We start from the raw sequence: 19742 nt of genomic DNA, 5'->3' as shown, positions 1-19742 counted from the left end.
CCTGTTCCTGCTCCACCGAAGACAAAGAGACACCGATGACCTCTTCTCCCTCCTTCTCCGCCGCCCTGGTCGCGCTGGCCTGCGCGTTCGGCAGCGCACAAGCCCCGGCGCAGATCGCGCCCAAGCCGCCCGAGGCCGCGACGCTGAAAGCCAACGCCGACATGGCCAGGACGCTGCCCTTCGCCAACCGGCAGGACTTCGAGGACGCGATGCGCGGCTTCATCGGCACGGTGCCCGATGCGCTGGTGCCCGGCGCCGCCCCCGGCCAGCGACCGGCCTGGAACATGAAGCCCTACGACTTCCTGAAGGCGAGCGAGCCGGCCGACACCGTCAACCCGAGCCTGTGGCGGCAGGCGCAGCTCAATGCGATCCACGGCCTCTTCCAGGTGACCGAGCGCGTCTACCAGGTGCGCGGCTTCGACATCGCGAACATGACCATCGTCGAAGGCGACACCTCGCTGATCGTCATCGATCCGCTGCTCACCGCCGAGACCGCGCGCGCGGCGCTCGATCTCTACTACCAGCACCGCCCGAAGAAGCCGGTGGGCACGGTGATCTACACGCACGGCCACGCCGACCATTTCGGCGGCGTGAAGGGCGTGGCCAGCGAGGCCGACGTGGCCGCGGGCAAGGTCCAGGTGATCGCGCCGTCGGGCTTCATGGAAACCGCGGTGGCCGAGAACATCCTGGCGGGCAACGCGATGAGCCGGCGCTCGCAGTACCAGTTCGGCACGCTCTTGCCGCCGGGCGCGCGCGGGCAGGTCGACACGGGTCTGGGCAAGGCGCTCGCGCGAGGCACCATCACGCTGATCGCGCCGACCTCGGCCATCGACAAGGCGACCGAGGAGCGCACCATCGACGGCGTGCAGTTCGTGTTCCAGCTGGTGCCGGGCTCGGAGGCGCCGTCGGAAATGCTCATGTACCTGCCGCAGTTCCGCGTGCTCGACATGGCCGAGGACGTGACGCACACCATGCACAACCTCTACACGATCCGCGGCGCCGAGGTGCGCGACGGCAACCTGTGGGCGAAGTACATCGATCAGGCGCGCGTGGCTTTCGGCGACAGGACCGACGTGCTGATCGCCCAGCACCACTGGCCCACCACCGGACAGGGGCGCATCGCCGACCTGCTCAAGAAGCAGCGCGACATGTACAAGTTCATCAACGACCAGTCGCTGCGCCTCCTCAACCAGGGCTACACCGCGGCCGACATCGCCGAGACGCTGCGCATGCCCGCGAGCCTGGAGCAGGAATGGTCCGCGCGCGGCTACTACGGCACGCTTCGGCACAACGCCAAGGCGGTCTACCAGAAGTACCTGGGCTGGTACGACGCGAACCCCGCCAACCTGAACCCGTTGCCGCCGGTGGACTACGCGAAGAAGACGGTGCAGTACATGGGCGGCGCGGATGCGGTGGTCGCACGCGCGCGCGAAGATTTTCGGAAGGGCGAGTACCGCTGGGTCGCGAGCGCGATGAGCCAGGTCGTCTACGCCGACCCGACGAACCGCGCGGCGCGCGAACTCGGCGCCGATGCGCTCGAACAGCTCGGCTACCAGTCGGAGGCCGGCACCTGGCGCAGCGCCTACCTGGTGGGCGCGATGGAGTTGCGCAATGGCGTGCCGAAGACCCCGGGCGGCAGCAGCGCGAACGCCGACACGCTCAAGGCGGTGAGCAACGACCTCTTCTTCGACTTCCTCGGTGTGCGGCTGGACGCGGCGAAGGCTGAAGGCAAGACCATGGTCATCAACTGGAACTTCACCGATTCGAACCAGCAGTTCGCGCTGACGCTGGAGAACTCGGCGCTCACGCACATCGCCGGCCAGGACCCCCGCGCCGACGCCACGGTGACGCTGAGCCGCGCCACGCTCGACGCGGTCACGCTGAAGGCAACGAGCTTTCCCGCGGCGGTGCTCGCGGGCCAGGTGAAGATCGAAGGCAATCGCGCCAAGCTGGCGGAGCTGATGTCGATGCTCGATACCTTCGAGCCGATGTTCCCGGTGGTCGAGCCGCGCAAGTGAGCCCGAGTCAGCCGAAGAACCAGTAGCAGACCGCGACCGCCGCGATCACGCCCGCCAGCTCGGCCAGCAGCGCGCACGACACCGCGTGCCGCGCGCGCTGGATGCCGACCGCGCCGAAGTACACGGCCAGCACATAGAAGGTGGTTTCGGTGCTGCCCTGGATGGTGGCGGCCACCAATGCGGGGAAGCTGTCCACGCCCTGGCTCTTCATGGTCTCGATCAGCATCGCGCGCGCCGCGCTGCCCGAGAAGGGCTTGACCAGCGCGGTGGGCATGGCGTCGACGAAGCGCGAATCCCAGCCGCCCGCGGTCACCAGCCAGCGCAGGCCGCCCAGGATGAGGTCGAGCGCGCCCGAGGCCCGCAGCACGCCGACCGCGCAGAGCATGGCAACCAGGTAGGGCAGCAGGTTCTTCGCAATGTCGAAGCCTTCCTTGGCGCCTTCGATGAAGCACTCGTAGACCTTCACCCGCCGTATCGCGCCGGCCGCCAGGAACACGATGATCACGCTGAAGAGCGCGAGGTTGCCCATCAGCGACGAGAGCGAGGCGATCGCCGCCGCCGACAGCGTGCCCAGCAGCGCCATGAAGCCGCCCAGCACCAGCGCGCCCGGGATCAGGTAGGCCAGCACCACCGGGTCCCACAACCGCAGGCGCTGCGCGACGGCCACCGTGAGCAGCCCGACCAGCGTCGAGGCGCTGGTGGCCAGGAGGATCGGCAGGAACACCATCGTCGGATCGGGCGCGCCCTGTTGCGCGCGGTACATGAAGATGGTGACGGGCAGCAGCGTCAGCGACGAGGCATTGAGTACAAGGAAAAGAATCTGCGCGTTGGTGGCGGTGACCGGGTCAGGATTCAGGCGCTGCAGTTCGCGCATGGCCTTGAGGCCGATGGGCGTGGCGGCGTTGTCCAGGCCCAGCGCGTTGGCCGCGAAATTCATCGTGATGAGCCCGAGCGCCGGATGCCCCGCGGGCACGCCGGGCATGAGCCGGCTGAACAGCGGCCCGAGGAGCCGCGCGAGCCCGCCGACCAGCCCCGCCGCCTCGGCGATGCGCAGGAACCCGAGCCACAGCGTGAGCGTGCCGAACAGCAGCACCATCACCTCGACCGCGAGCCGCGCCATCGCGAACAGGCTTTCGACCAGCGCCGCGAACACCGTCGGATCGCCGCCGACGAGCCACCGCACGAGCGCCGCGACCGCCGCCATCCCGAAGAAACCCAGCCACAAGCCGTTGAGCACGCTTTTTTTCCTTTGTCTTTCCTTTTGTCGGCGCGATCATAGGGCGCCGCGCATGCGCGCCGCGCGCTACAGTTCGGCCCATGCGCGCTTTCATCGTCCGCGGTTTCACGGCCCTCCTGGGGGCGCTTGCGGCCGCCTGGCTGACCGGTTGCGTCAGCCTGCCGCCACCGCAGCCGCGTGCGCCGGTCATGGCCTTCACCGACGTGGCGCAGACCGAACTCGCGCAGCTCGCCGCCAAGGGCGTGCCGGGCGATTCCAGCGCGCTCTCGGGTTTCCGGCTGCTGCCGGAGGCGGCCTTCGCCTTCGATGCGCGCATTTCGCTCGCGCGCCACGCCGAGAAATCGCTCGACGTGCAGTACTACCTGATCCAGAAGGACGACGTGGGCCTCCTGTTCCTGAAGGAGCTGCGGGAAGCTGCCGCGCGCGGCGTGCGGGTGCGCCTCCTGGTGGACGACCTCTACACGGCCGGCGAGGACGAGGTGTTCAGTTCGTTCTCGGCCTTCCCGAACGTGGAGGTGCGGCTCTTCAATCCGCTGCCGTCGCGGGCCGACTCGCTGGCCACGCGGCTCCTGTTTTCCCTGACCGATTTCGGCCGCATCAACCACCGGATGCACAACAAGCTGCTGATCGCGGACAACAGCTTCGCGGTCTCGGGCGGACGCAACATCGGCAACGAGTACTTCATGCGCAGCACGGCCGCGAACTTCATCGACATGGACGTGATCTCCTGCGGGCCGATCGTGCGGCAGATGTCCGAGGGGTTCGACCGCTACTGGAACAGCTCGCACGCCTGGCCCATCGAGCGCATCGCGCCGCTGCGCACGACGCCCGAGGCCGGGCAGCGGCGCTTCGACGAGATCGTGCGCACGGCCGTGCCCGACGTGCCGATCCGCCCGCGCGACGTGCTGAACAAGTCGCCCGTCGGCGAGCAGCTGATCACCGGCAAGATCGACCGCTACTGGGCGCCGGGCACGCTGTTCGTGGACGACCCCGAGAAGATCACGCGCACGGCCGAGGAGGCCTACGTGGGCAGCGTGACCGAGGGCGCGCTGAGCGTCATCAATTCGGCCCGCCGCGAGGTCAAGATCGGCTCGCCGTATTTCATTCCGGGCACGCGCGGCATGGCGATGATGAAGAAGGCCATCGAGAGCGGCGGCCGCATCACCGTGATCACCAATTCGCTGGGCGCGACCGACGAGCCGCTGGCCTACGCGGGCTACGAGCGCTACCGCGCCGACATGCTCAAGATCGGCGTCACCATCTACGAGATCGCGCCCATGCTCACCGGGCGCTCGGGCCAGTTCGGGGATTTCGGCAAGTCGATCAGCCGGCTGCACGCCAAGCTGGCGGTGGTCGACGACGAGCGCTTCTTCGTCGGCTCGATGAACCTGGACCACCGCTCGGCCGCGGTCAACACCGAGATGGGCCTGGTGATCGACAGCCCCGAACTCGTGGGCGACTACAACAAGCTCATGAACGGCCAGCGCATCAACCTGGGCTATCGGCTGCGCCTGGGCCCCGACGGCCGGCGCGTGCAGTGGCTCGAATACGACGACGCGGGTGGCGACATCGTCCACGAAGACGAGCCCGGCGAATTCCTCTGGCTGCGCTTCAAGAACTGGCTGCTGCTGCCCATCGTGGGCGAGGAACTGCTCTAGAGGCGCCGCAGCGGCTGTCATCTCCGGCACGGTGACGTGCGTTACATTTCTTATTGAAATGTGTACTTTTGTCACCGAATTCTGGAGACCCCGACCATGACCGTTCCCGAGCCGCGCGTGCCCCTCGCGCAGCCCTCCACCAGCCGTCGCCGTGTGCTGACCGGTCTGGCCGCCACCGCCGCCGCGGGTCTGGGCATGCCGGCCTTCGCGCAGGGCAAGCCGATCCGCATCGGGACCACCTTCGACAACAGCAGCGTCGAGAAGGCCAACGGGCAGGGGCTCTTCCAGGGCTCTAGCGCGTTCTTCAACGCGCTGAACAAGGCGGGCGGCCTCAATGGCACCAAGGTCGAGCTGGTCATGGCCGACGACACCTTCAAGCCCGAGGTGGCCAAGGCCAACGCGCTGGCCTTCGAGAAGGACAGCTCGGTGCTCGCGCTGCTGCACCCGCTGGGCACGCGCCAGACCTCCGAAGTGATGGACGCGGTGCCCGGCATGGCCGTGGTCGGCCCCATCACCGGCACCATCTCGCTGCGCAAGAAGACCTCGCCCAACACCTTTTGGGTGCGCGTGAACTACGACCAGGAAGTCGACAAGCTCGTGAGTACGGCCGCCGTGCTGGGCCAGAGTCGCATCGGCCTCGTGCATTCGAACGATCCGCTGGGCCAGTCGGTGCTGGCGGCGTTCAAGGCCTCGCTCGCGAAGGCGAAGCTGGAGCCGGCCGTCATCGCAACCACGCCCAACACCACCAGCATGGAAGTGGGCCCCGCGGCCGAAGCCATCGCCAAGGCCAAGCCGCAGGTCGTGATCATCGGCCTGGCGGGCACAGCGCCGGTCTTCATGAAGGCGCTGCGCGACGCGGGCGGCAACAGCTCGGCCTACGGCCTGTCGATCACGGCCAGCGCGCTGGCCGCCATGGGCGATCTCGCACGCGGCCTCGGCTTCGTGATCGTGGTGCCTTCGCCGTACTCGACCAAGTTCGAGATCGTGCGCCGCTACCAGGCCGACATGGTGGCCAACGGCACCAAGGATTTCTCGCTCACGAGCCTGGAGGGCTACATCAACGCCGCCGTGCTCGCCGAGGGCCTGCGCCGCGCGGGCGGCTCGCCCACGCGCGCCTCGGTGATGGCGGGCCTGGCCAGCATCGAGAACTTCGACCTGGGCGGGCTGAAGATCAACTACGGCCGCACGAACCGCGAAGGCGGGCATTTCGTGGACGTGGCCGTGATCGGCAGCCGCGGGCAGATGCTGAGCTGACCTGGGTTCGTACCGCGAGCCGTGGCTCGCGGTAGCGTCCATCGGTACTCAGGCAGACGCCGGATCGTCTTCGGGAGGCGCGCACTTACAGTGCCGGTATGGTCCTCGACTTCTGCATTTCCTTCGGCCTGGCCGCCCCCGTGGTGCTGAGCGTCGTTCTCTATCAGGTGGGCCACCGCGCCGTCGCGCAGGGGCGCGTAGGTCCGCTGGCGGCGAGCCTCGCCTACGGTCTGTGCGTGGCAGCGCTGCCGCTGGCCGTATGGTGGGGCGTCCACGCGCTCGCGGAGTTCTACATCGTGGGCGAGGGCACCTCGTTCTGGAAGTCCGTGTTGCAGATCGGGCTGGCCTTCCTCATGTACGCGTACCTGTGCGTCTCGTGGGCCTTGAGCTTTGTGGCGGCCTGCCTGGCCACATGGCGGTTCACCGTCTGCGCGAAGCGGTTGAAGCAGGAAGCCCTGGCCTGACGCCGGGCCCGCCGGTCAGCCCGCAACGTCCTCGGCAATCCCCACGCCCAGCAGCCCTTCGAGCAGCCCCTTGTCGGCCGCGAGCCCCGCGCTTGGGCCGGCGTGCACCACGGTGCCGCGCTCCAGCACGATGGCCTGGTGCGTCATCTCCAGCGCGAGCACCGGGTGCTGCTCGACCACGATCGATGCCAGCCCTTCCGATTCGCAGAGCCGACGGATCGCCGCGGACAGCTCCTCCACGATGATCGGTGCGAGCCCCTCCATCGGCTCGTCGAGCAGCAGCAGCTTGGGGTTGGTCATCAGTGCGCGGCCGATGGCCAGCATCTGCTGCTCGCCGCCCGAGAGCTGGTTGCCGTAGTTGCCTCGGCGCTCGCGCAGGCGCGGAAAGAAGTCGTAGACGCGCTGGAGGTTCCAGCCGCCGAGCCGCGCGATCACCGTGAGGTTTTCTTCGACGGTGAGCGAGGGGAACACTTCGCGTTCCTGCGGCACCCAGCCCAGGCCCGCGCGCACGCGCTGGTGCGAGGGCCAGCGTGTGATGTTCACGCCCTGCCAGCGGATCGCGCCCTGCATCACGCGGGTGTTGCCCATCAGTGTTTCGAGCAGCGTGGTCTTGCCCACGCCGTTGCGCCCGAGGATCGCGAGGCTCTCGCCCTGCTGCAGCGAGAAGCCGAGGCGGTCGAGCACCACGGCATTGCCGTAGCCGGCGGTGACGTGGTCGAAAGCGAGCATTTCAGGCATGGTGATGCGAACTCCCCAGATAGACCTCGCGCACACGCGGGTCGGCGCTGATTTCCGCAGGCGTGCCCTCGGTGAGGATGCGCCCGCCCACCAGCACCGAGATGCGGCGCGAGAACCGGAACACGAGCTTCATGTCGTGCTCGATGAAGAGCACGCTGATGTCGTCGGGCAGCGCCGCGATCGCCGCGAAGAGCTCGCCGCTTTCGTCCTCGGGCACGCCGGCCGCGGGCTCGTCGAGCAGGAGGATGCGGGGCTTGGCCGCGAGCGCGAGCGCGATCTCCAGCAGCCGCTGCTTGCCGTAGGCGAGCTCCGAGACAGGCACGTCCGCGAGGCTGTCGAGCTTCAGCGTGCCGAGCAGCGCATGTGCTTCGTCGAACACTGCCGTGCAGCCCTTGAGCGGCCGCCACCAGGTGGCGCCCAGCCCCTCGCGCTCGCTGATCGCGAGCACCACCGACAAGAGCGGCGTGAGGCTCGGGAACAGCGTGTTGATCTGGAAGGTGCGCGCGAGGCCCATGCGGGCGCGCTTGTCGCCCGCCAGGCGCGTGATGTCGCGCCCGCCCATGTGGATCGATCCGCTCGTGGGCTTGAACACGCCGGTGAGCAGGTTGATGAGCGTGGTCTTGCCCGCGCCGTTGGGGCCGATCAGCGCCTGACGCGCGCCGGGCTCGAGCGAAAGATTCACCTCGCTCACCGCCTGGAAGGCGCCGAAGCGGATGCCGAGGTTTTGCGTGCGGAGGGTGTGGCTGGACGTCATCGCGCCTTCCCCGTCCGCACGAAGCGCGAGAGCGCGCCCATGATTCCGCCGCGCCCGAGCATCACCGCGGCGATCAAAAAGATGCCGAGCCAGAACATCCAGTACTGCGGGTTCATGTCCGCGAACCAGTCGTGCACCAGCATGTAGACGATGGCGCCGATCATCCCGCCGTACAGGCGCCCGGTGCCGCCGAGCACCAGGATGATCAGCACCTCGGCCGAGCGGTTGAAGCCGATCGATTCGATGCCCACGAACTGCGTGGTCTGCGCGAGCAGCGCGCCCGCCAAGCCGGCCACCGCGGCCGAGAAGGCGTAGGCCATGCGAAGGCGCGCCTCCACCGGCGAGCCGATGGCCGTCATGCGCTTGCGGCTGTCGTGGATGCCGCGCAGCGCCAGGCCGAACGGCGAGCGCAGCACCAGCCGCACCAGGAGGAACATCGCGAGCACCACGACGAAGGCGTAGCCGAACGCGGTCTTGCCGTAGAGGTCGAAGTCGAAGAGGCCGAGCACCGGCGCGATCACCACGCCCTGCAGCCCGTCGGTGCCGCCCGTGATGCCCGAGAGCCGGTTGGCCAGTTCGTACAGCAGCACGCACACGCCGATGGTGATCATGAGCCGCGTGAGGTCGGCGCCGCGCACCACGAGGTAGCTGAGCACATAGCCGAGCAGGCCGCTCACGACCAGCGCGAACACGAGGCCGGTGAAGGGCTCGCTCCAGCCGTATTTCGCGAGCAGCCCGGCCGCATACGCGCCCGCGCCGAAGAAGGCGGCATGGCCCACGGTGAGGATGCCCGCGTAGCCGAGTGCCATGTCCAGCGACACCGCGAACAGCCCGAAGATCATGATCTGGCTCATCAGCGTGAGCTTGTCGGGCAAGAGGAAGAAGCTGGACGCGAGTGCGAGCCAGAACGCGACTTCCGCGATGCGCAACTGCGCCGGAGAAACCGTGAGAGCCTTCATGCGAGCCCCTTCTTCGCGACGATGCCGTTCGGCCGCGCGAGCAGCATGACGATCATGAAGACGTAGATGAGAAAGGCGCCCGCCTCGGGCCAGTAATACTTGCCCGCCACGTCGACGATGCCCACCAGCAGCGCCGCGATGAAAGGCCCGGTGACGGTGCCCGCACCGCCCACGCACACCACCATCAGGAAGTAGACGAGGTACTTGAGCGGGAACGATGGCTCCAGCCCCAGCATGCCCAGGCTCAATGCGCCGCCGAGGCCCGCGAGCCCGCAGCCCAGCGAGAAGGTGAGAAAGAAAAGGCGCTGCACATGGATGCCCGTGCCGCTCGCGACGCGCTGGTTGTCCACCGCGGCGCGCACCATCGCCCCGTAGCGCGTCTTGCCCAGCACCAGCAGCAGCGCGGCCAGCACGGCCACGCCGCAGACGATCAGGAAGAGCCGGTAGCGGCCCACTTCGAGTCCGCCGATGGCGACCTGCCCATCGAGCGCCGGAGGCAGCGTGAACGGCTGCATCGTCGGTCCGAAGAAATAGGTGAACGCGGCGATCGACACGAACACTACGCCGATCGACAGCAGCACCTGGTCCAGCGGATGCGCGCGGTACAGCCGCCGGTAGAACACGAACTCCAGCACCGCGCCCACCAGCGCCGCGGACACGAAGGCGGCCGCGAGCGAGAGCCCGAAGCCCAGCCCCCAGTGGTTCATCAGCAGGCTCGCCGCATAGCCGCCCACCATCGCGAAACTGCCGTGCGCGAGGTTGACGAAATTCATCAACCCCATCGTGATGGACAGGCCCACGCCGATGAGGAACAGGAGCATGCCGTAGGCCACCCCGTCGAAGATCACGATGCCCATGGGCCTCCTATAGCTGCTGCCTGCGCCGCGTCGAGCCGGTTTAGTTCGAGCTTTCCTTGGCCGGGTCCTTCACGCGGTCGAACTTGTCGAACTCCACGTTCACCAGCTGGCCGTTCACGCGCTCGGTCTTGCGGATGTAGACGGTCTGCACGATGTCGCGGGTGAGCGGATCGACCTCGATCGGGCCGCGCGGGCTCTCGAAGCGCAGGCCGCGCAGCGCGTCCATGAACTTGTCGCCGCTCGCGTCGCCCTTGGTCTTTTGCAGCGTGAGGTCGATGGCGGCCATGGCGTCGTAGGCGGTCACGGCGAAGTAGCTGGGGCGCAGCTTGGTGCCGTTGTCGGCCGCGAAGTCTTTCACGAACTTCTGGTTCTTCGGCGAGTTGTGCGCGAACGAGTAGTGGTGGCTGGTCACGAGGCCCAGCGCCACGTCGCCGGTGGCGTCCAGGTAGCTGTCGTCGGTGGCTTCACCCGTGGCGTAGAGCTTGATGCCGGCCTGCTCCATGCCGCGCTCCTTCCACACCTTCAGGAACGCCGGCGGCATCACGCCCGAGGGGAAGAAGAAGAACACGGCCTGGGGCTTGGCGTCCTTGATGCGCTGCACGTAGGCCGAGAAGTCGGGGTTGTTCATCGGCGTGCGAACCTCGCCCGAGACCTTGCCGCCGCCGGCGGTGAAGGTCTTCTTGAAGGCGGTTTCGGCATCGACGCCCGAGGCGTAGTCGGCGACCACGGTGTAGGCGTCCTTCACGCCTTCTTTCAGCATGAAGCGCGCCATCGGGTCGGTGACCTGCTGCACGGTGAACGACAGGCGCGCCACGTAGGGCGAGCTGTTGGTGATGGCCGAGGAGGCCGCGTTCATCACGATGGTCGGGATCTTGGCCTGCGTGGCGATGGCGCCCACGGCGTAGGCGTTGGGGCTGAAGTCCAGGCCGGTGAGGATGCTCACCTTGTCGCGCACGATGAGCTCCTGCGCGATGCGCTTGGCGGCATCGGGCGCGGGGCCGGCGGTGTCTTTCTTGACGATCTCGACGGTGCGCCCGCCCACCTTGCCGCCGTGCTCCTTCAGGTACAGCGCGATGCCCGCGTCGAACTGGCGGCCGTAGTCGGCGTAGGGGCCGGAGTAGGTGGCAATGAGGCCGATGCGCAGCGGCTCGTCGGCAGCGTGCGCGGCCACGGTGCCCAGCATGCCGAAGCCGGCGAGCAGGAGGGTCGAGAGAACGGTTCTCTTCGTCATCGTCGTCATGGAAAAACGCCTTTCAGGTGGAATGGAAGCAAAGCGGGCGAGTGTGCGTCAGACCTGTGTCTCTGGAATGCGCACCCTCAGGCCATCGAGGGCTGCTGTCACGTTGAGCTGGCAGCTCAGGCGCGAGGTGGGCTGGCGCTCGGACGCGACGACTTCGAGCAACGCGCTCTCCATGTCGTCGGGCGGCGGCAGCAGGGCGGCGAAGGCGTCGTCCACGTAGACGTGGCAGGTGGCGCAGGAGCAGCAGCCGCCGCACTCGGCATCGATGCCGCGCACGTTGCCGCGGATGGCGGTCTCCATGACGCTGGCGCCGACCTTGGCGTCGACCGCGCGCGTGGTGCCGTCCTTGAGGATGTAGTGGATCGTGGGCATGTCGGGGGAACAGTTCAGAACATGTCGAAGTACTCGCGGTGTTCCCACTCCGAGACTTCGAGGTTGAAGCGGGCGATTTCCGCTTCCTTGATGTGGCAGAGGTAGTCGATGAAGACCTTGCCCATCTGGGTGTTGAGCATTTCGTCCTTGCGAAGGCAGGCGAGGGCGTCGCTCAACGAGCGCGGGAGGTGCTCTGCCGGCGTTTCGTAAGGCGCATCGGCCGAGGGACCGGGGTCGATGCGATTGCGGATGCCGTCGAGCCCCGAGAACAGCTGCGACGCGAGGTACAGGTACGGATTGGCCGTCGGCTCGCCCACGCGGTTCTCGATGCGCGAGGCGCTCTGGCCCACGCCGCCGAGCACGCGCAGCATCGCGCCGCGGTTGTCGCGCGCCCAGATCGCGCGGTCGGGCGCGAGCGAGAAGGGGCGGTAGCGCCGGTAGCCGTTGATCGTGGGGCTCGCGAGCGCCGCCGCGCCAGAGGCGTGCGCCTTCAGGCCGCCGAGGTAGTGCATGCCGATCTCGCTCAGGTCCTGGCCTTCGGCCTCGGGCATGAAGGCGTTCACGCCGTCGCTCTTGCGGCGCAGCGACTGGTGCAGGTGCCAGCCGCTGGACATCACGTTCGGAATCTTCGGCCGGCACATGAAGGTGGCGTGCAGCCCGTTGCGCTGGCAGATCTGCTTGATGGCGCTGCGCAGCAGCACCATGGTGTCGGCGGGCATCGTGCCGGCCGTGGGGCCGAAGGTCAGCTCGAACTGGCTCGGGCCGAATTCGATTTCCAGCGAACGCAGCGGCAGGCCCAGCGCGATGAGGTTCGAGCGCAGCAACTCCATCAGCCCGTCGACGCGGTCGTAGCGCAGCTCGGTGAGGTACTGGTGGCCGTGCGAGAGCAGCGACACGCGCGGCGGCTCGCCGGGCTGGCCCGAATCGGCCAGGCCCATGCGCGCGTCGTCCAGCTTGAAGACGTGGAACTCCACCTCGAGGCCCGCGATGAAGTCCAGCCCCAGCTCGTCCAGCTGCCGCACCGCGCGCTGCAGGATCTGCCGCGTCGCGAAGGGGCAGGGCTTGCCGTCGGCCATGTAGGCGTCGCACAGGATCCAGCCGGTGCGCGGCGCCCAGGGCAGCACCTTGAAGGTGGCCGGGTCGGCCACGATGGTGAAGTCCGCGCCGCCCTGCAGGCCTTCGATGGCGAAGCCGCCGTTGGTGGTGAAGACCGGGAACACCGTCTTGTGCGAGGTGTCCTTGGCCAGCAGCGTGGAGGTGAGGTTCACGCCCTCCCACAGCGCCGAGCGCGCCTCGGTGGCCACCAGCGTCTTGCCGCGCAGGATGCCGTGCTGGTCGGGCCAGGCGAAGCGCACGAGATCGACCTCGCCGCTGTCGATGCGGCGCACGAGTTCGCGCGCCTGTGCATGCTGGTCGTCGGACCAGAGACCGAAGCGGTCGACGAATGTGTTGGTGTTCATCGCGTATGCGCTCAGGCGGCCAGGCGTGCGGAGGCCCAGTCGGACTTCAGGCGCCGCGCGCGGTCGGCCTCCTGCCAGTAGGTCTCGGTGGCGGCTTCATCGACGACGTGGCCGATGCCGTCGATGGAGGGCGGGCCGGTCATCGTGCGCGCTTGCGCAGCGTCGATCAGCATGGGCGCGGTCTCGCCGGCCAGCGTGGCCTCGATGGCTTTCACCAGCACGCGGCGGTAGGCAATGATTCCCTTGTCGGTGCTGCCCAGGTGCTCGCGCGTGCGGTCCTGGATGGCGCCCTGCGATTCCACCGCCCACTGGTCGTGCACGTTGATGTCGTCGCCCATGCCGGTGTAGGTTTCGGTGAGCTGCTCGTCGATGCTGTAGCCGTAGTTGTTGCGCTTGTTCTTGCGCGAGGTGTAGTCGGGCAGCTCGTAGAGCTTCAGGCGCTGCTCGCGCATCTGCTGCTTGTCGACCGGGCCGGTGAAGCTGGTGAAGATGGCGTACCAGTAGCAGTGGGTGTCGTCCACCGGCACGTGCCACTGCGAGATGGTCATCTCCGCGCTCATCGGGATCACGAAGGCCTGCGGGAACACCACGTTGGTCACGCGCACATGGGTCGTTTCTTCGGAAAGCTTGCGCAGCGCTTTCAGGCGAAAGCCGTAGTCGGTGGGCTCCACGCTGATCTCGGGCCGGTCGTACTCGCGCAGCACCTTGGTGATCGGCATGTCGGAGTCGGCGGAGGCGCCGCGGAACTGCTTGCCGTAGCTCTCGGAGGTGTCCGCGTCCTCGAAGAAGCGGTGCAGGTACGAGGCGTGCGCGGGGTCGATACCCACCTCCAACGCCTGCAGCCAGTTGCATTCGAACAGGCCCTTGAACGCGAAGGTGTGGGTGTCGGGCGCGACGAAGCAGTCGAAATCGGGGAACGCGGGCGGCTCGCCCTCGCCGATGTACGCGAAGACCACGCCCGCCTTCTCGACCACCGGATAGGCCGACTGCTTGATGCGGCTGCACAGCTTGCTGGTGGCGGGCTCGGCGGGGGTCTCCAGGCAATTGCCCTTGGCGTCGAACAGCCAGCCGTGGAAGGCGCAGCGGATACCGCCGTTCTCCAGCCGGCCGAAGGCGAGGTCGGCGCCGCGGTGCGGGCAGTCGCGGTCGAGCATGCCCAGCTGGCCGCTCTCGTCGCGGAACAGGACGAAGTCCTGGCCCATGAGCTTCACGGGCTTGACCGGGCGCGGGCCCGCCAGTTCGTCGGCCAGGGCCACCGGCTGCCAGTAGCGGCGCAGCAGCTTGCCGGCGGGGGCGTCGCGTCCGACGCGGGTGATGAAATCATTTTGCTCGGCGCTGATCATCGTGCGGGCTCCATCGTGGGTGCTTCGGAAAGAGGCTGCAATTCATTGCATGCAACTGTATGCATTGTCTTGGTGATCCTCGATCCGGGTCAAACTTTCATCTGCGATTTCGCCCTGTTTCGGGGCTTGAAGCGCTCAATATCAGGGTTAACTCTGAGCGTGGCGTGTGTTTTTGACACATGTTGTGCAGAAGTGCATGCAACAACCGAGCCAAGGCAAATATGCTGCGTGCAATGGCGGCCCCGTCTCCTAGAATCCGCTCATTCCCGCTCCCGGCCTCCCGATGGACTCTCAACAATCCCGCGTGCTCGTGCAACTGCGCGACATGATCCTCAAGGGCGAATTCGTGCCCGGAGAGCGGCTGGCCGAGATCCCGCTCGCCGAAAAGCTCGAAGCCTCGCGCACCCCGGTGCGCCTGGCGCTCGCGAGCCTCGAGCACGAAGGCCTCATCGAGCAATCGCCCAGCGGCGGCTACCAGATGCGCCGCTTCACCTCGCAGGAGGTGGCCGACGCCATCCGCGTGCGCGGCGTGATCGAAGGCTTTGCCGCGCGCCTGCTGGCCGAAGACGGAGCCCCGCGCCAGCTGCTGCGCGACCTGAAGGACTGCCTGGACGCCGGCGACCGGGCGGTCAACAAGCCCACCATGGAAATCGACGACTACGCGGCCTACGTCGAGATGAACGACCGCTTCCACAAGCTGATCGTCGAGGGCTGCGGCAACCTCGCGCTCAAGCGGGTGATGGACATGCTCGGCGGCCAGCCCTTCGCCGCGCCGAGCGCGATGCTGCCGATGCAGTCGTCGATGGAAGAGGGCCAGCAGTGGATGCGCCAGGCGCACCGCACGCACCACGCGATGGTGCAGGCCATCGAGCGCGGGCAGGGCTCCCGCGCGCAAGCGCTGGGCGAGGAGCATGTGGAGATCGCGCGCATGAACCTGGACTACGCGCTGGAGCGGCCCGAACTCGCGGCCGAATTGATGCCGGGCATCAAGCTGGTTTCCAAGGGGCGCAACGCCTGAGCGGAACTGGCCGGTCTGCAAAGAAGACTGACCGGTATTTCGGCACTCGCACCGTCTGGCTGGCGACGGCCAAGACTAGAATTTCCGCATGACCACCGCCGCCGCCCCCGCCAAGCCCTCGTTCAAGGAACAGATGCTGCAGGCCCGCGAAGAGGCCATCGTGCAAACGGCGAACCGCCTGCTGGCCGAAAAGGGCTTCGAATCGATGACGGTCGACGAGGTGGCCGCCTCCGTCGGCATCGCCAAGGCCAGCCTCTACAAGCACTTTCCCAGCAAGGAAGACCTCGCCGCCGCCGCGATGGTGCGCCTGATGCAGCGCACGCAGGACTTCCTGATGTCGGTGCCCGGCGACGAGAAGCCCATCGACAAGCTGCGCATGGTGGTGCGCTGGGCGATGGAGGCGCAGTTGGCCGGCGAGATGCCCTCGCTGCCGCACCAGAACTCCACGTTGCGCGCCGCGCTGATGAACAACCGCGGTTATCTCGACCGGTTGGTTGCGATCAGCGACAAGCTCGGCGGCTGGATCCAGGCCGCGCAGGCCGATGGCACGCTGAACCCGAAGCTGCCGGCGATTGCCGTGCTCTACACGCTGTTCGCACGCGCCTGCGATCCGGTGCTCGGGTTCCTCAAGGCGGGCGGCCTGCAGAGCGACGCGCAGATCGTGGAGCTCGTGCTCGGCACCTGTTTCGACGGCCTGGCTTCGCGCTGAGCGCCCTGAAAGCGCCGGGCGCGCTTCAGCTGTTCAGGCTGCGCCGCGGCGTCACCACCGCTTCCACTGCCGCGCCGACCGCCAGCAGCCGGTGGTCGGTGTTGCCGATGCCGGCCACCATCAGCCCGACTGGCGCGGCGCCCGCGTCGTGGCAGGGCACCGAGAGCGCACAGCCGTCGAACAGGTTCACCACCGAGGGGTTGCGCAGCATGCGGCCGTTGATACGGTAGTAGGTGTCGTCGTCCTTGAGCACCTCGGCAATCGGCGGGGCGATGTCGGGCGTGGTGGGCATCAGCATCGCGTCGTAGCCGGCGGCCGCGGTGTTGATCGAGCGGATGAACTGGCGGCGCAGCGCCTGCAGTTGCAGGTAGTCGGGCGCGGTGATCGTCTCGCCGGTCTTGATGCGCGCGAGCACGCGCGGGTCGTATTTGGCGGCGCCCGTCTTGATGAATTCGCGGTGCCAGGCGTAGGCCTCCGAGGCGGTGATCATGCCGCGCGGGTTGATGGTCGGCGCCTTGGCGAACTCGGTCATGGGCAGTTCGGTCACCGTGGCGCCCGCGGCCGAGAGCCTGGACAACGCCGACGCAAAGGCCGCGGCGACGGGCGGCGAGAGGTCGTCCTGGAAGAAAGTCTTGGGCACCGCGAAGCGCAGGCCGCGCAGCGAGACCACCTTGGGCGTGCGCGGCAGTTCGCCGGCGAGCACGGCGTCGAGCAGGGCGCAGTCTTCCACCGTCCACGCCATCGGCCCGGCCGAGTCGAAGGAGGTCGACAGCGGCATCACGCCATCCAGCGGAATGCGGCGCTGCGTGGGCTTGAAGCCCACCAGCCCGTTGAGCGCAGCCGGGATGCGCAGCGACCCGCCGGTGTCGGTGCCGATGGCGGCGGCCGCCATGCCGTCGGTCACCGAGATGGCGCCGCCCGAGGTCGAGCCGCCGGGGATGCGGCCGGTCGCGCGGTCGAAGACGTTCTTCGGCGTGCCGTAGTTCGGGTTGATGCCCAGGCCCGTGTAGGCGAACTCGACCGTGTTGGTGCGCCCGATGACGATCGCGCCGGCGCGCCGCAGCCGCTCGACCACGATCGCATCGCGCTGCGCGGGCGGCTGGCCGAGCAGCACCACCGAACCGCCGAGCGTGGTGACGCCGGTTTCGTCGAACAGGTCCTTGAGCGAGATCGGGATGCCGGAAATCGGCGAGGCGGACTCGCGGCCGCTCTTGCGTTCGGCGTCCAGGCGCGCCGCGGTGCTGCGCGCGGACGCGGCGTGCACCTGGATGAAGGTGCGCGCGCCCTCGCCCGCGGGGTTCTGGATGGCGGCCAGCGCTTCTTCGACCAGCTGGCTGCTGCTGAGCGATCCGGCCGCGAGGCGGCGCGACATCTCGGCCATCGAGAACTGGCCCATGGCCTTGCCCGGAGCCTCGGGCGCTTGTGCCAGCGCTTTCGGCAGCACCGACAGCATGCCGACCGCCGCCGCGGCACCGGCCGAGTGTTGAAGAAAGGTGCGACGTTGTTGTTGCTGTGCCATGGCTCTCTCCGGGGTGGACTCGAGCCAGTCTACACAGCGCCCGCGGCACGCGCGTAGCCGGCCGTTACGGCGGGGGAAGCGGAGGATGGGGTGAGGATGGGGGTCAGCGCACGTCGATCAGCAGGTCGGGGCGGTAGCCCTCCTGCTCGCCGTTGCGCTTGTAGCCCAACGGGTTGGCCACCACGCGGCAGCCGTCCTTCACATAGTCGAAGGCGCAGTGCAGGTGGCCGTGCAGCCAGAGCTGGGCAGATGGCAGCAGTTCGTCGAGGGAATTGCAGAAGCCGGCGGTGCCCGGCGTCAGGCCGTAGCGCGGATCGGCGCTCGCCAGTGTCGGCGCGAAATGCGTGATGGCGACCGTCGTGCCGTCGAACGGCACGGCCAGCGCCTCACGCAGCCACGCCTGGCACACCAGCGCCTGCTCGCGCAGCGAACCGGACAGGAAGAGCTCGCCGTGGCGCCGGGTGGCCATCTTCTCCAGGTAGAAATCGGCGGCGCGCATTGCCTTGCCGCGCTTCTTGAGCGCCTCGGCCAGGCCGTCGGTGGGTTCGACCAGCGCGTCGAAATCGGCCCAGAGGGTGGTGCCGATGAAGCGGATGCCGTCGATGACGAGGGTTTCGCGCTCCAGCCACTGGATGTCGAGCTCGGCGCACTGGGCGCGCAACCGCTCGTGCGTCTCGTCGAAGTCGGCGCTGTCGTATTCGTGGTTGCCCGGCACGTAGACCACCGGCACCGGCCAGCCGTTGCGGGGCGAGAAACGGCCGAGGCCGAAATCGGTGTCCTCGAGGCGGGAGCCTTCCTGGTAGGAGCCGATGTCGCCCGCCAGGATCAGCAGGTCGGCGCCCGGGATCGGCTCGGCATGGAAGCGGGGGTGGGACTCCAGGTGCAGGTCGGAGAGCAGTTGCAACTTCATCGTCGGGCCAGTCTAGGTGAATCGCCCCATGCATGAAGCGCATAAGGTCAAGCTTGTTTTCTTAGGGATAACCCTTAATCTTGGAACATCAACCACTCAGAGCACGGCCATAAGCCGCGCAACACCATGTTCAGCCTCCTCGCCCAAGTGGCCCGTTTCTTCCGTTCCTCCAGCAACAGCGCCCCGGCCAGCCACGCCGCCGCGCTGATGGAAAGCGCCGACGTTCGCGCCGGCCGCGGTGCGCACCACGCGCAGGAACTGCGCGCAGCCGCATCCGCCTGGCTCAGCGTCGTTCGCTGAGCAACGCCCGCTTGGTCAGTCGGGCACTTTCTGTCCGAGGATCGAGCCCGCGAAGGCTGCCGCGGCCGACCGCAACAGCGCGGTCCGCAGCCACTCATGCGCATGCCCGTGCTGGGCGCGCCGGTGCCAGATGGCATCCACGTGCACCGGCGGCTGGTCGAAGGGCAGGTCGCGCAGCACCAACTGGTCGTCGATGCCCGTCACGGTCACGAAGTGACGTGGCAGCACGGTCAAAAGGTCTGAATTCGCGACCACCCGGCCTGCCGTGAAGAACTGGTTCACCGTCACCACAATGCGCCGCTCGCGCCCCATGGCGCCCAGCGTCTGGTCGATGAAGCCGTAGGGCCGCCCCGAAAAACTCACCAGCAGGTGCCGCGCGGCGCAGTAGTCGTCCAGCGTGAGCGGCGCATTCGCAAGCGGATGGCCGCGGCGCATCACGCACACGTACTGGCCCAGGTAGAGCCGCTGCGTCTCGAACGGCACCCCCACCCCCGATTGCCCGCGCGCCGCCAGGCTGGCGATCACCGCCGGGAAATAGCCGATCGCCATGTCGACCTCCTCGTTCTCCAGCATCCGGCGCGGGTCACGGGTGGTCAACGGGAGCACGCGCAGGGAAATGGCGGGAGCTTCCTTTTCGGCGATCTGCACCAGGCCGGGGATCAGTTCCGCCGCGGTGGCGTCGGCCATGGCCAGCAGGAAGGTGGTGTCGGCGGTCGCCGCATCGAACTCGCCGGGCGCCAATGTGTGCTGCAGCTGGCGCAGTGCGTCGCGTACGGTCGGCCAGAGCGCCAAGGCCCGCGGCGTCGGTTCGACGCCGGCACCGGCGCGGCGGACCAGCTCGTCACCCAGCACCTCACGCAGGCGCCGCAGCGCGTTGCTCACGGCGGGCTGGGTAATAGAGAGGTTGCGGGCCGCGCGCGTGAGGTTGCGCT

The 19742-nt window shown here is 68.0% G+C and carries 19 protein-coding genes (1 of these 19 cut by a window edge); 7 read left to right on the top strand and 12 right to left on the bottom strand.

Annotation, left to right across the window (positions count from 1 at the left end):
• Positions 1-35: 35 nt before the first annotated feature.
• Positions 36-2018: an alkyl/aryl-sulfatase gene (locus ACZYRS_RS00410; protein ID WP_463417701.1), complete on the top strand. Its 1983-nt coding sequence runs from the start codon at positions 36-38 to the stop codon at positions 2016-2018.
• 7 nt (positions 2019-2025) lie between these two features.
• On the opposite strand, the gene ACZYRS_RS00405 is transcribed toward ACZYRS_RS00410, so the two are convergent.
• The gene (locus tag ACZYRS_RS00405; RefSeq protein WP_463417700.1) at positions 2026-3255 is read right to left on the bottom strand and encodes a nucleoside recognition domain-containing protein; all 1230 of its coding nucleotides are present in this window, start codon (positions 3253-3255) and stop codon (positions 2026-2028) included.
• A gap of 80 nt (positions 3256-3335) precedes the next feature.
• Here ACZYRS_RS00405 and ACZYRS_RS00400 point away from each other — a divergent pair, with 80 nt between their 5' ends.
• The 3 genes from ACZYRS_RS00400 to ACZYRS_RS00390 all read left to right on the top strand — a co-directional run bounded on the left by ACZYRS_RS00400 (position 3336) and on the right by ACZYRS_RS00390 (position 6631).
• On the top strand, positions 3336-4913 hold the full coding sequence (locus tag ACZYRS_RS00400) for a phospholipase D family protein (protein ID WP_463417699.1): 1578 nt from the start codon (positions 3336-3338) through the stop codon (positions 4911-4913).
• A gap of 96 nt (positions 4914-5009) precedes the next feature.
• Entirely contained in the window at positions 5010-6167 is a 1158-nt protein-coding gene (locus ACZYRS_RS00395; RefSeq protein WP_463417698.1) for an ABC transporter substrate-binding protein, read from the top strand.
• Between the two features lie 98 nt (positions 6168-6265).
• The gene (locus ACZYRS_RS00390; RefSeq protein WP_463417697.1) at positions 6266-6631 is read left to right on the top strand and encodes a hypothetical protein; all 366 of its coding nucleotides are present in this window, start codon (positions 6266-6268) and stop codon (positions 6629-6631) included.
• 15 nt (positions 6632-6646) lie between these two features.
• Here ACZYRS_RS00390 and ACZYRS_RS00385 read toward each other — a convergent pair whose 3' ends face one another.
• Genes ACZYRS_RS00385 through ACZYRS_RS00350 form a run of 8 tightly spaced genes read right to left on the bottom strand, consistent with a single transcriptional unit; the run spans position 6647 to position 14354 of the window.
• Positions 6647-7369, bottom strand: a complete 723-nt coding sequence (locus ACZYRS_RS00385; RefSeq protein WP_463417696.1) for an ABC transporter ATP-binding protein — start codon at positions 7367-7369, stop codon at positions 6647-6649.
• The gene (locus ACZYRS_RS00380; RefSeq protein ID WP_463417695.1) at positions 7362-8123 is read right to left on the bottom strand and encodes an ABC transporter ATP-binding protein; all 762 of its coding nucleotides are present in this window, start codon (positions 8121-8123) and stop codon (positions 7362-7364) included. The genes ACZYRS_RS00385 and ACZYRS_RS00380 overlap by 8 nt, the downstream gene beginning before the upstream one ends.
• Positions 8120-9082 carry a branched-chain amino acid ABC transporter permease gene (locus ACZYRS_RS00375; protein ID WP_463417694.1) on the bottom strand — a complete coding sequence of 321 codons (963 nt, stop codon included), beginning with the start codon at positions 9080-9082 and terminating at the stop codon, positions 8120-8122. Before ACZYRS_RS00375 ends, ACZYRS_RS00380 begins: the two co-directional genes overlap by 4 nt.
• On the bottom strand, positions 9079-9939 hold the full coding sequence (locus ACZYRS_RS00370) for a branched-chain amino acid ABC transporter permease (RefSeq protein WP_198785608.1): 861 nt from the start codon (positions 9937-9939) through the stop codon (positions 9079-9081). The genes ACZYRS_RS00375 and ACZYRS_RS00370 overlap by 4 nt, the downstream gene beginning before the upstream one ends.
• A gap of 40 nt (positions 9940-9979) precedes the next feature.
• Positions 9980-11179: an ABC transporter substrate-binding protein gene (locus tag ACZYRS_RS00365; protein WP_198785609.1), complete on the bottom strand. Its 1200-nt coding sequence runs from the start codon at positions 11177-11179 to the stop codon at positions 9980-9982.
• A 48-nt stretch (positions 11180-11227) separates the two neighbouring features.
• Entirely contained in the window at positions 11228-11551 is a 324-nt protein-coding gene (locus ACZYRS_RS00360; RefSeq protein WP_463417693.1) for a 2Fe-2S iron-sulfur cluster-binding protein, read from the bottom strand.
• 14 nt (positions 11552-11565) lie between these two features.
• On the bottom strand, positions 11566-13011 hold the full coding sequence (locus tag ACZYRS_RS00355) for a glutamine synthetase family protein (RefSeq protein ID WP_463417692.1): 1446 nt from the start codon (positions 13009-13011) through the stop codon (positions 11566-11568).
• Positions 13012-13022: 11 nt separating this feature from the next.
• Entirely contained in the window at positions 13023-14354 is a 1332-nt protein-coding gene (locus ACZYRS_RS00350) for an aromatic ring-hydroxylating dioxygenase subunit alpha (protein WP_463417691.1), read from the bottom strand.
• Between the two features lie 283 nt (positions 14355-14637).
• On the opposite strand from ACZYRS_RS00350, the gene ACZYRS_RS00345 reads away from it, so the two are divergent.
• Both ACZYRS_RS00345 and ACZYRS_RS00340 read left to right on the top strand, forming a co-directional pair.
• Positions 14638-15372 (top strand): GntR family transcriptional regulator, encoded by a 735-nt coding sequence (locus ACZYRS_RS00345; RefSeq protein ID WP_198785613.1) that lies wholly within the window; start codon positions 14638-14640, stop codon positions 15370-15372.
• A gap of 88 nt (positions 15373-15460) precedes the next feature.
• Positions 15461-16081, top strand: coding sequence for a TetR/AcrR family transcriptional regulator (locus ACZYRS_RS00340; protein ID WP_463417690.1), 621 nt, complete (start codon positions 15461-15463; stop codon positions 16079-16081).
• 25 nt (positions 16082-16106) lie between these two features.
• Here ACZYRS_RS00340 and ACZYRS_RS00335 read toward each other — a convergent pair whose 3' ends face one another.
• Positions 16107-17600, bottom strand: a complete 1494-nt coding sequence (locus tag ACZYRS_RS00335) for an amidase (protein ID WP_463417689.1) — start codon at positions 17598-17600, stop codon at positions 16107-16109.
• A 103-nt stretch (positions 17601-17703) separates the two neighbouring features.
• Positions 17704-18510 carry a metallophosphoesterase gene (locus ACZYRS_RS00330; RefSeq protein WP_463417688.1) on the bottom strand — a complete coding sequence of 269 codons (807 nt, stop codon included), beginning with the start codon at positions 18508-18510 and terminating at the stop codon, positions 17704-17706.
• Between the two features lie 126 nt (positions 18511-18636).
• Here ACZYRS_RS00330 and ACZYRS_RS00325 point away from each other — a divergent pair, with 126 nt between their 5' ends.
• A complete protein-coding gene (locus ACZYRS_RS00325) occupies positions 18637-18810 on the top strand; it encodes a hypothetical protein (protein ID WP_463417687.1) in 174 nt (57 codons plus the stop codon).
• A 15-nt stretch (positions 18811-18825) separates the two neighbouring features.
• Here ACZYRS_RS00325 and ACZYRS_RS00320 read toward each other — a convergent pair whose 3' ends face one another.
• Positions 18826-19742, bottom strand: partial view of a LysR family transcriptional regulator gene (locus ACZYRS_RS00320; RefSeq protein ID WP_093435373.1) — the 3' portion only. It continues 64 nt past the right edge of the window; the window shows 917 of its 981 coding nt (coding positions 65-981); its start codon lies off the right edge, out of view — the gene reads right to left on this strand; the stop codon is at positions 18826-18828.

The sequence above is a fragment of the Variovorax sp. AC194 genome (genome assembly GCF_979257995.1).
This window is presented reverse-complemented; position numbering and strand designations above follow the sequence as displayed.

Bases quoted from the DNA above. Each gene is read 5' to 3' on its own strand.
- ACZYRS_RS00400 (WP_463417699.1), top strand. From the start codon at position 3,336: ATGCGCGCTTTCATCGTCCGCGGTTTCACGGCCCTCCTGGGGGCGCTT.
- ACZYRS_RS00345 (WP_198785613.1), top strand. From the start codon at position 14,638: ATGGACTCTCAACAATCCCGCGTGCTCGTGCAACTGCGCGACATGATC.
- ACZYRS_RS00330 (WP_463417688.1), bottom strand. From the start codon at position 18,510: ATGAAGTTGCAACTGCTCTCCGACCTGCACCTGGAGTCCCACCCCCGC.
- ACZYRS_RS00375 (WP_463417694.1), bottom strand. From the start codon at position 9,082: ATGAAGGCTCTCACGGTTTCTCCGGCGCAGTTGCGCATCGCGGAAGTC.
- ACZYRS_RS00365 (WP_198785609.1), bottom strand. From the start codon at position 11,179: ATGACGACGATGACGAAGAGAACCGTTCTCTCGACCCTCCTGCTCGCC.
- ACZYRS_RS00395 (WP_463417698.1), top strand. From the start codon at position 5,010: ATGACCGTTCCCGAGCCGCGCGTGCCCCTCGCGCAGCCCTCCACCAGC.
- ACZYRS_RS00385 (WP_463417696.1), bottom strand. From the start codon at position 7,369: ATGCCTGAAATGCTCGCTTTCGACCACGTCACCGCCGGCTACGGCAAT.
- ACZYRS_RS00370 (WP_198785608.1), bottom strand. From the start codon at position 9,939: ATGGGCATCGTGATCTTCGACGGGGTGGCCTACGGCATGCTCCTGTTC.
- ACZYRS_RS00390 (WP_463417697.1), top strand. From the start codon at position 6,266: ATGGTCCTCGACTTCTGCATTTCCTTCGGCCTGGCCGCCCCCGTGGTG.
- ACZYRS_RS00355 (WP_463417692.1), bottom strand. From the start codon at position 13,011: ATGAACACCAACACATTCGTCGACCGCTTCGGTCTCTGGTCCGACGAC.
- ACZYRS_RS00325 (WP_463417687.1), top strand. From the start codon at position 18,637: ATGTTCAGCCTCCTCGCCCAAGTGGCCCGTTTCTTCCGTTCCTCCAGC.
- ACZYRS_RS00360 (WP_463417693.1), bottom strand. From the start codon at position 11,551: ATGCCCACGATCCACTACATCCTCAAGGACGGCACCACGCGCGCGGTC.
- ACZYRS_RS00340 (WP_463417690.1), top strand. From the start codon at position 15,461: ATGACCACCGCCGCCGCCCCCGCCAAGCCCTCGTTCAAGGAACAGATG.
- ACZYRS_RS00380 (WP_463417695.1), bottom strand. From the start codon at position 8,123: ATGACGTCCAGCCACACCCTCCGCACGCAAAACCTCGGCATCCGCTTC.
- ACZYRS_RS00410 (WP_463417701.1), top strand. From the start codon at position 36: ATGACCTCTTCTCCCTCCTTCTCCGCCGCCCTGGTCGCGCTGGCCTGC.
- ACZYRS_RS00350 (WP_463417691.1), bottom strand. From the start codon at position 14,354: ATGATCAGCGCCGAGCAAAATGATTTCATCACCCGCGTCGGACGCGAC.
- ACZYRS_RS00335 (WP_463417689.1), bottom strand. From the start codon at position 17,600: ATGGCACAGCAACAACAACGTCGCACCTTTCTTCAACACTCGGCCGGT.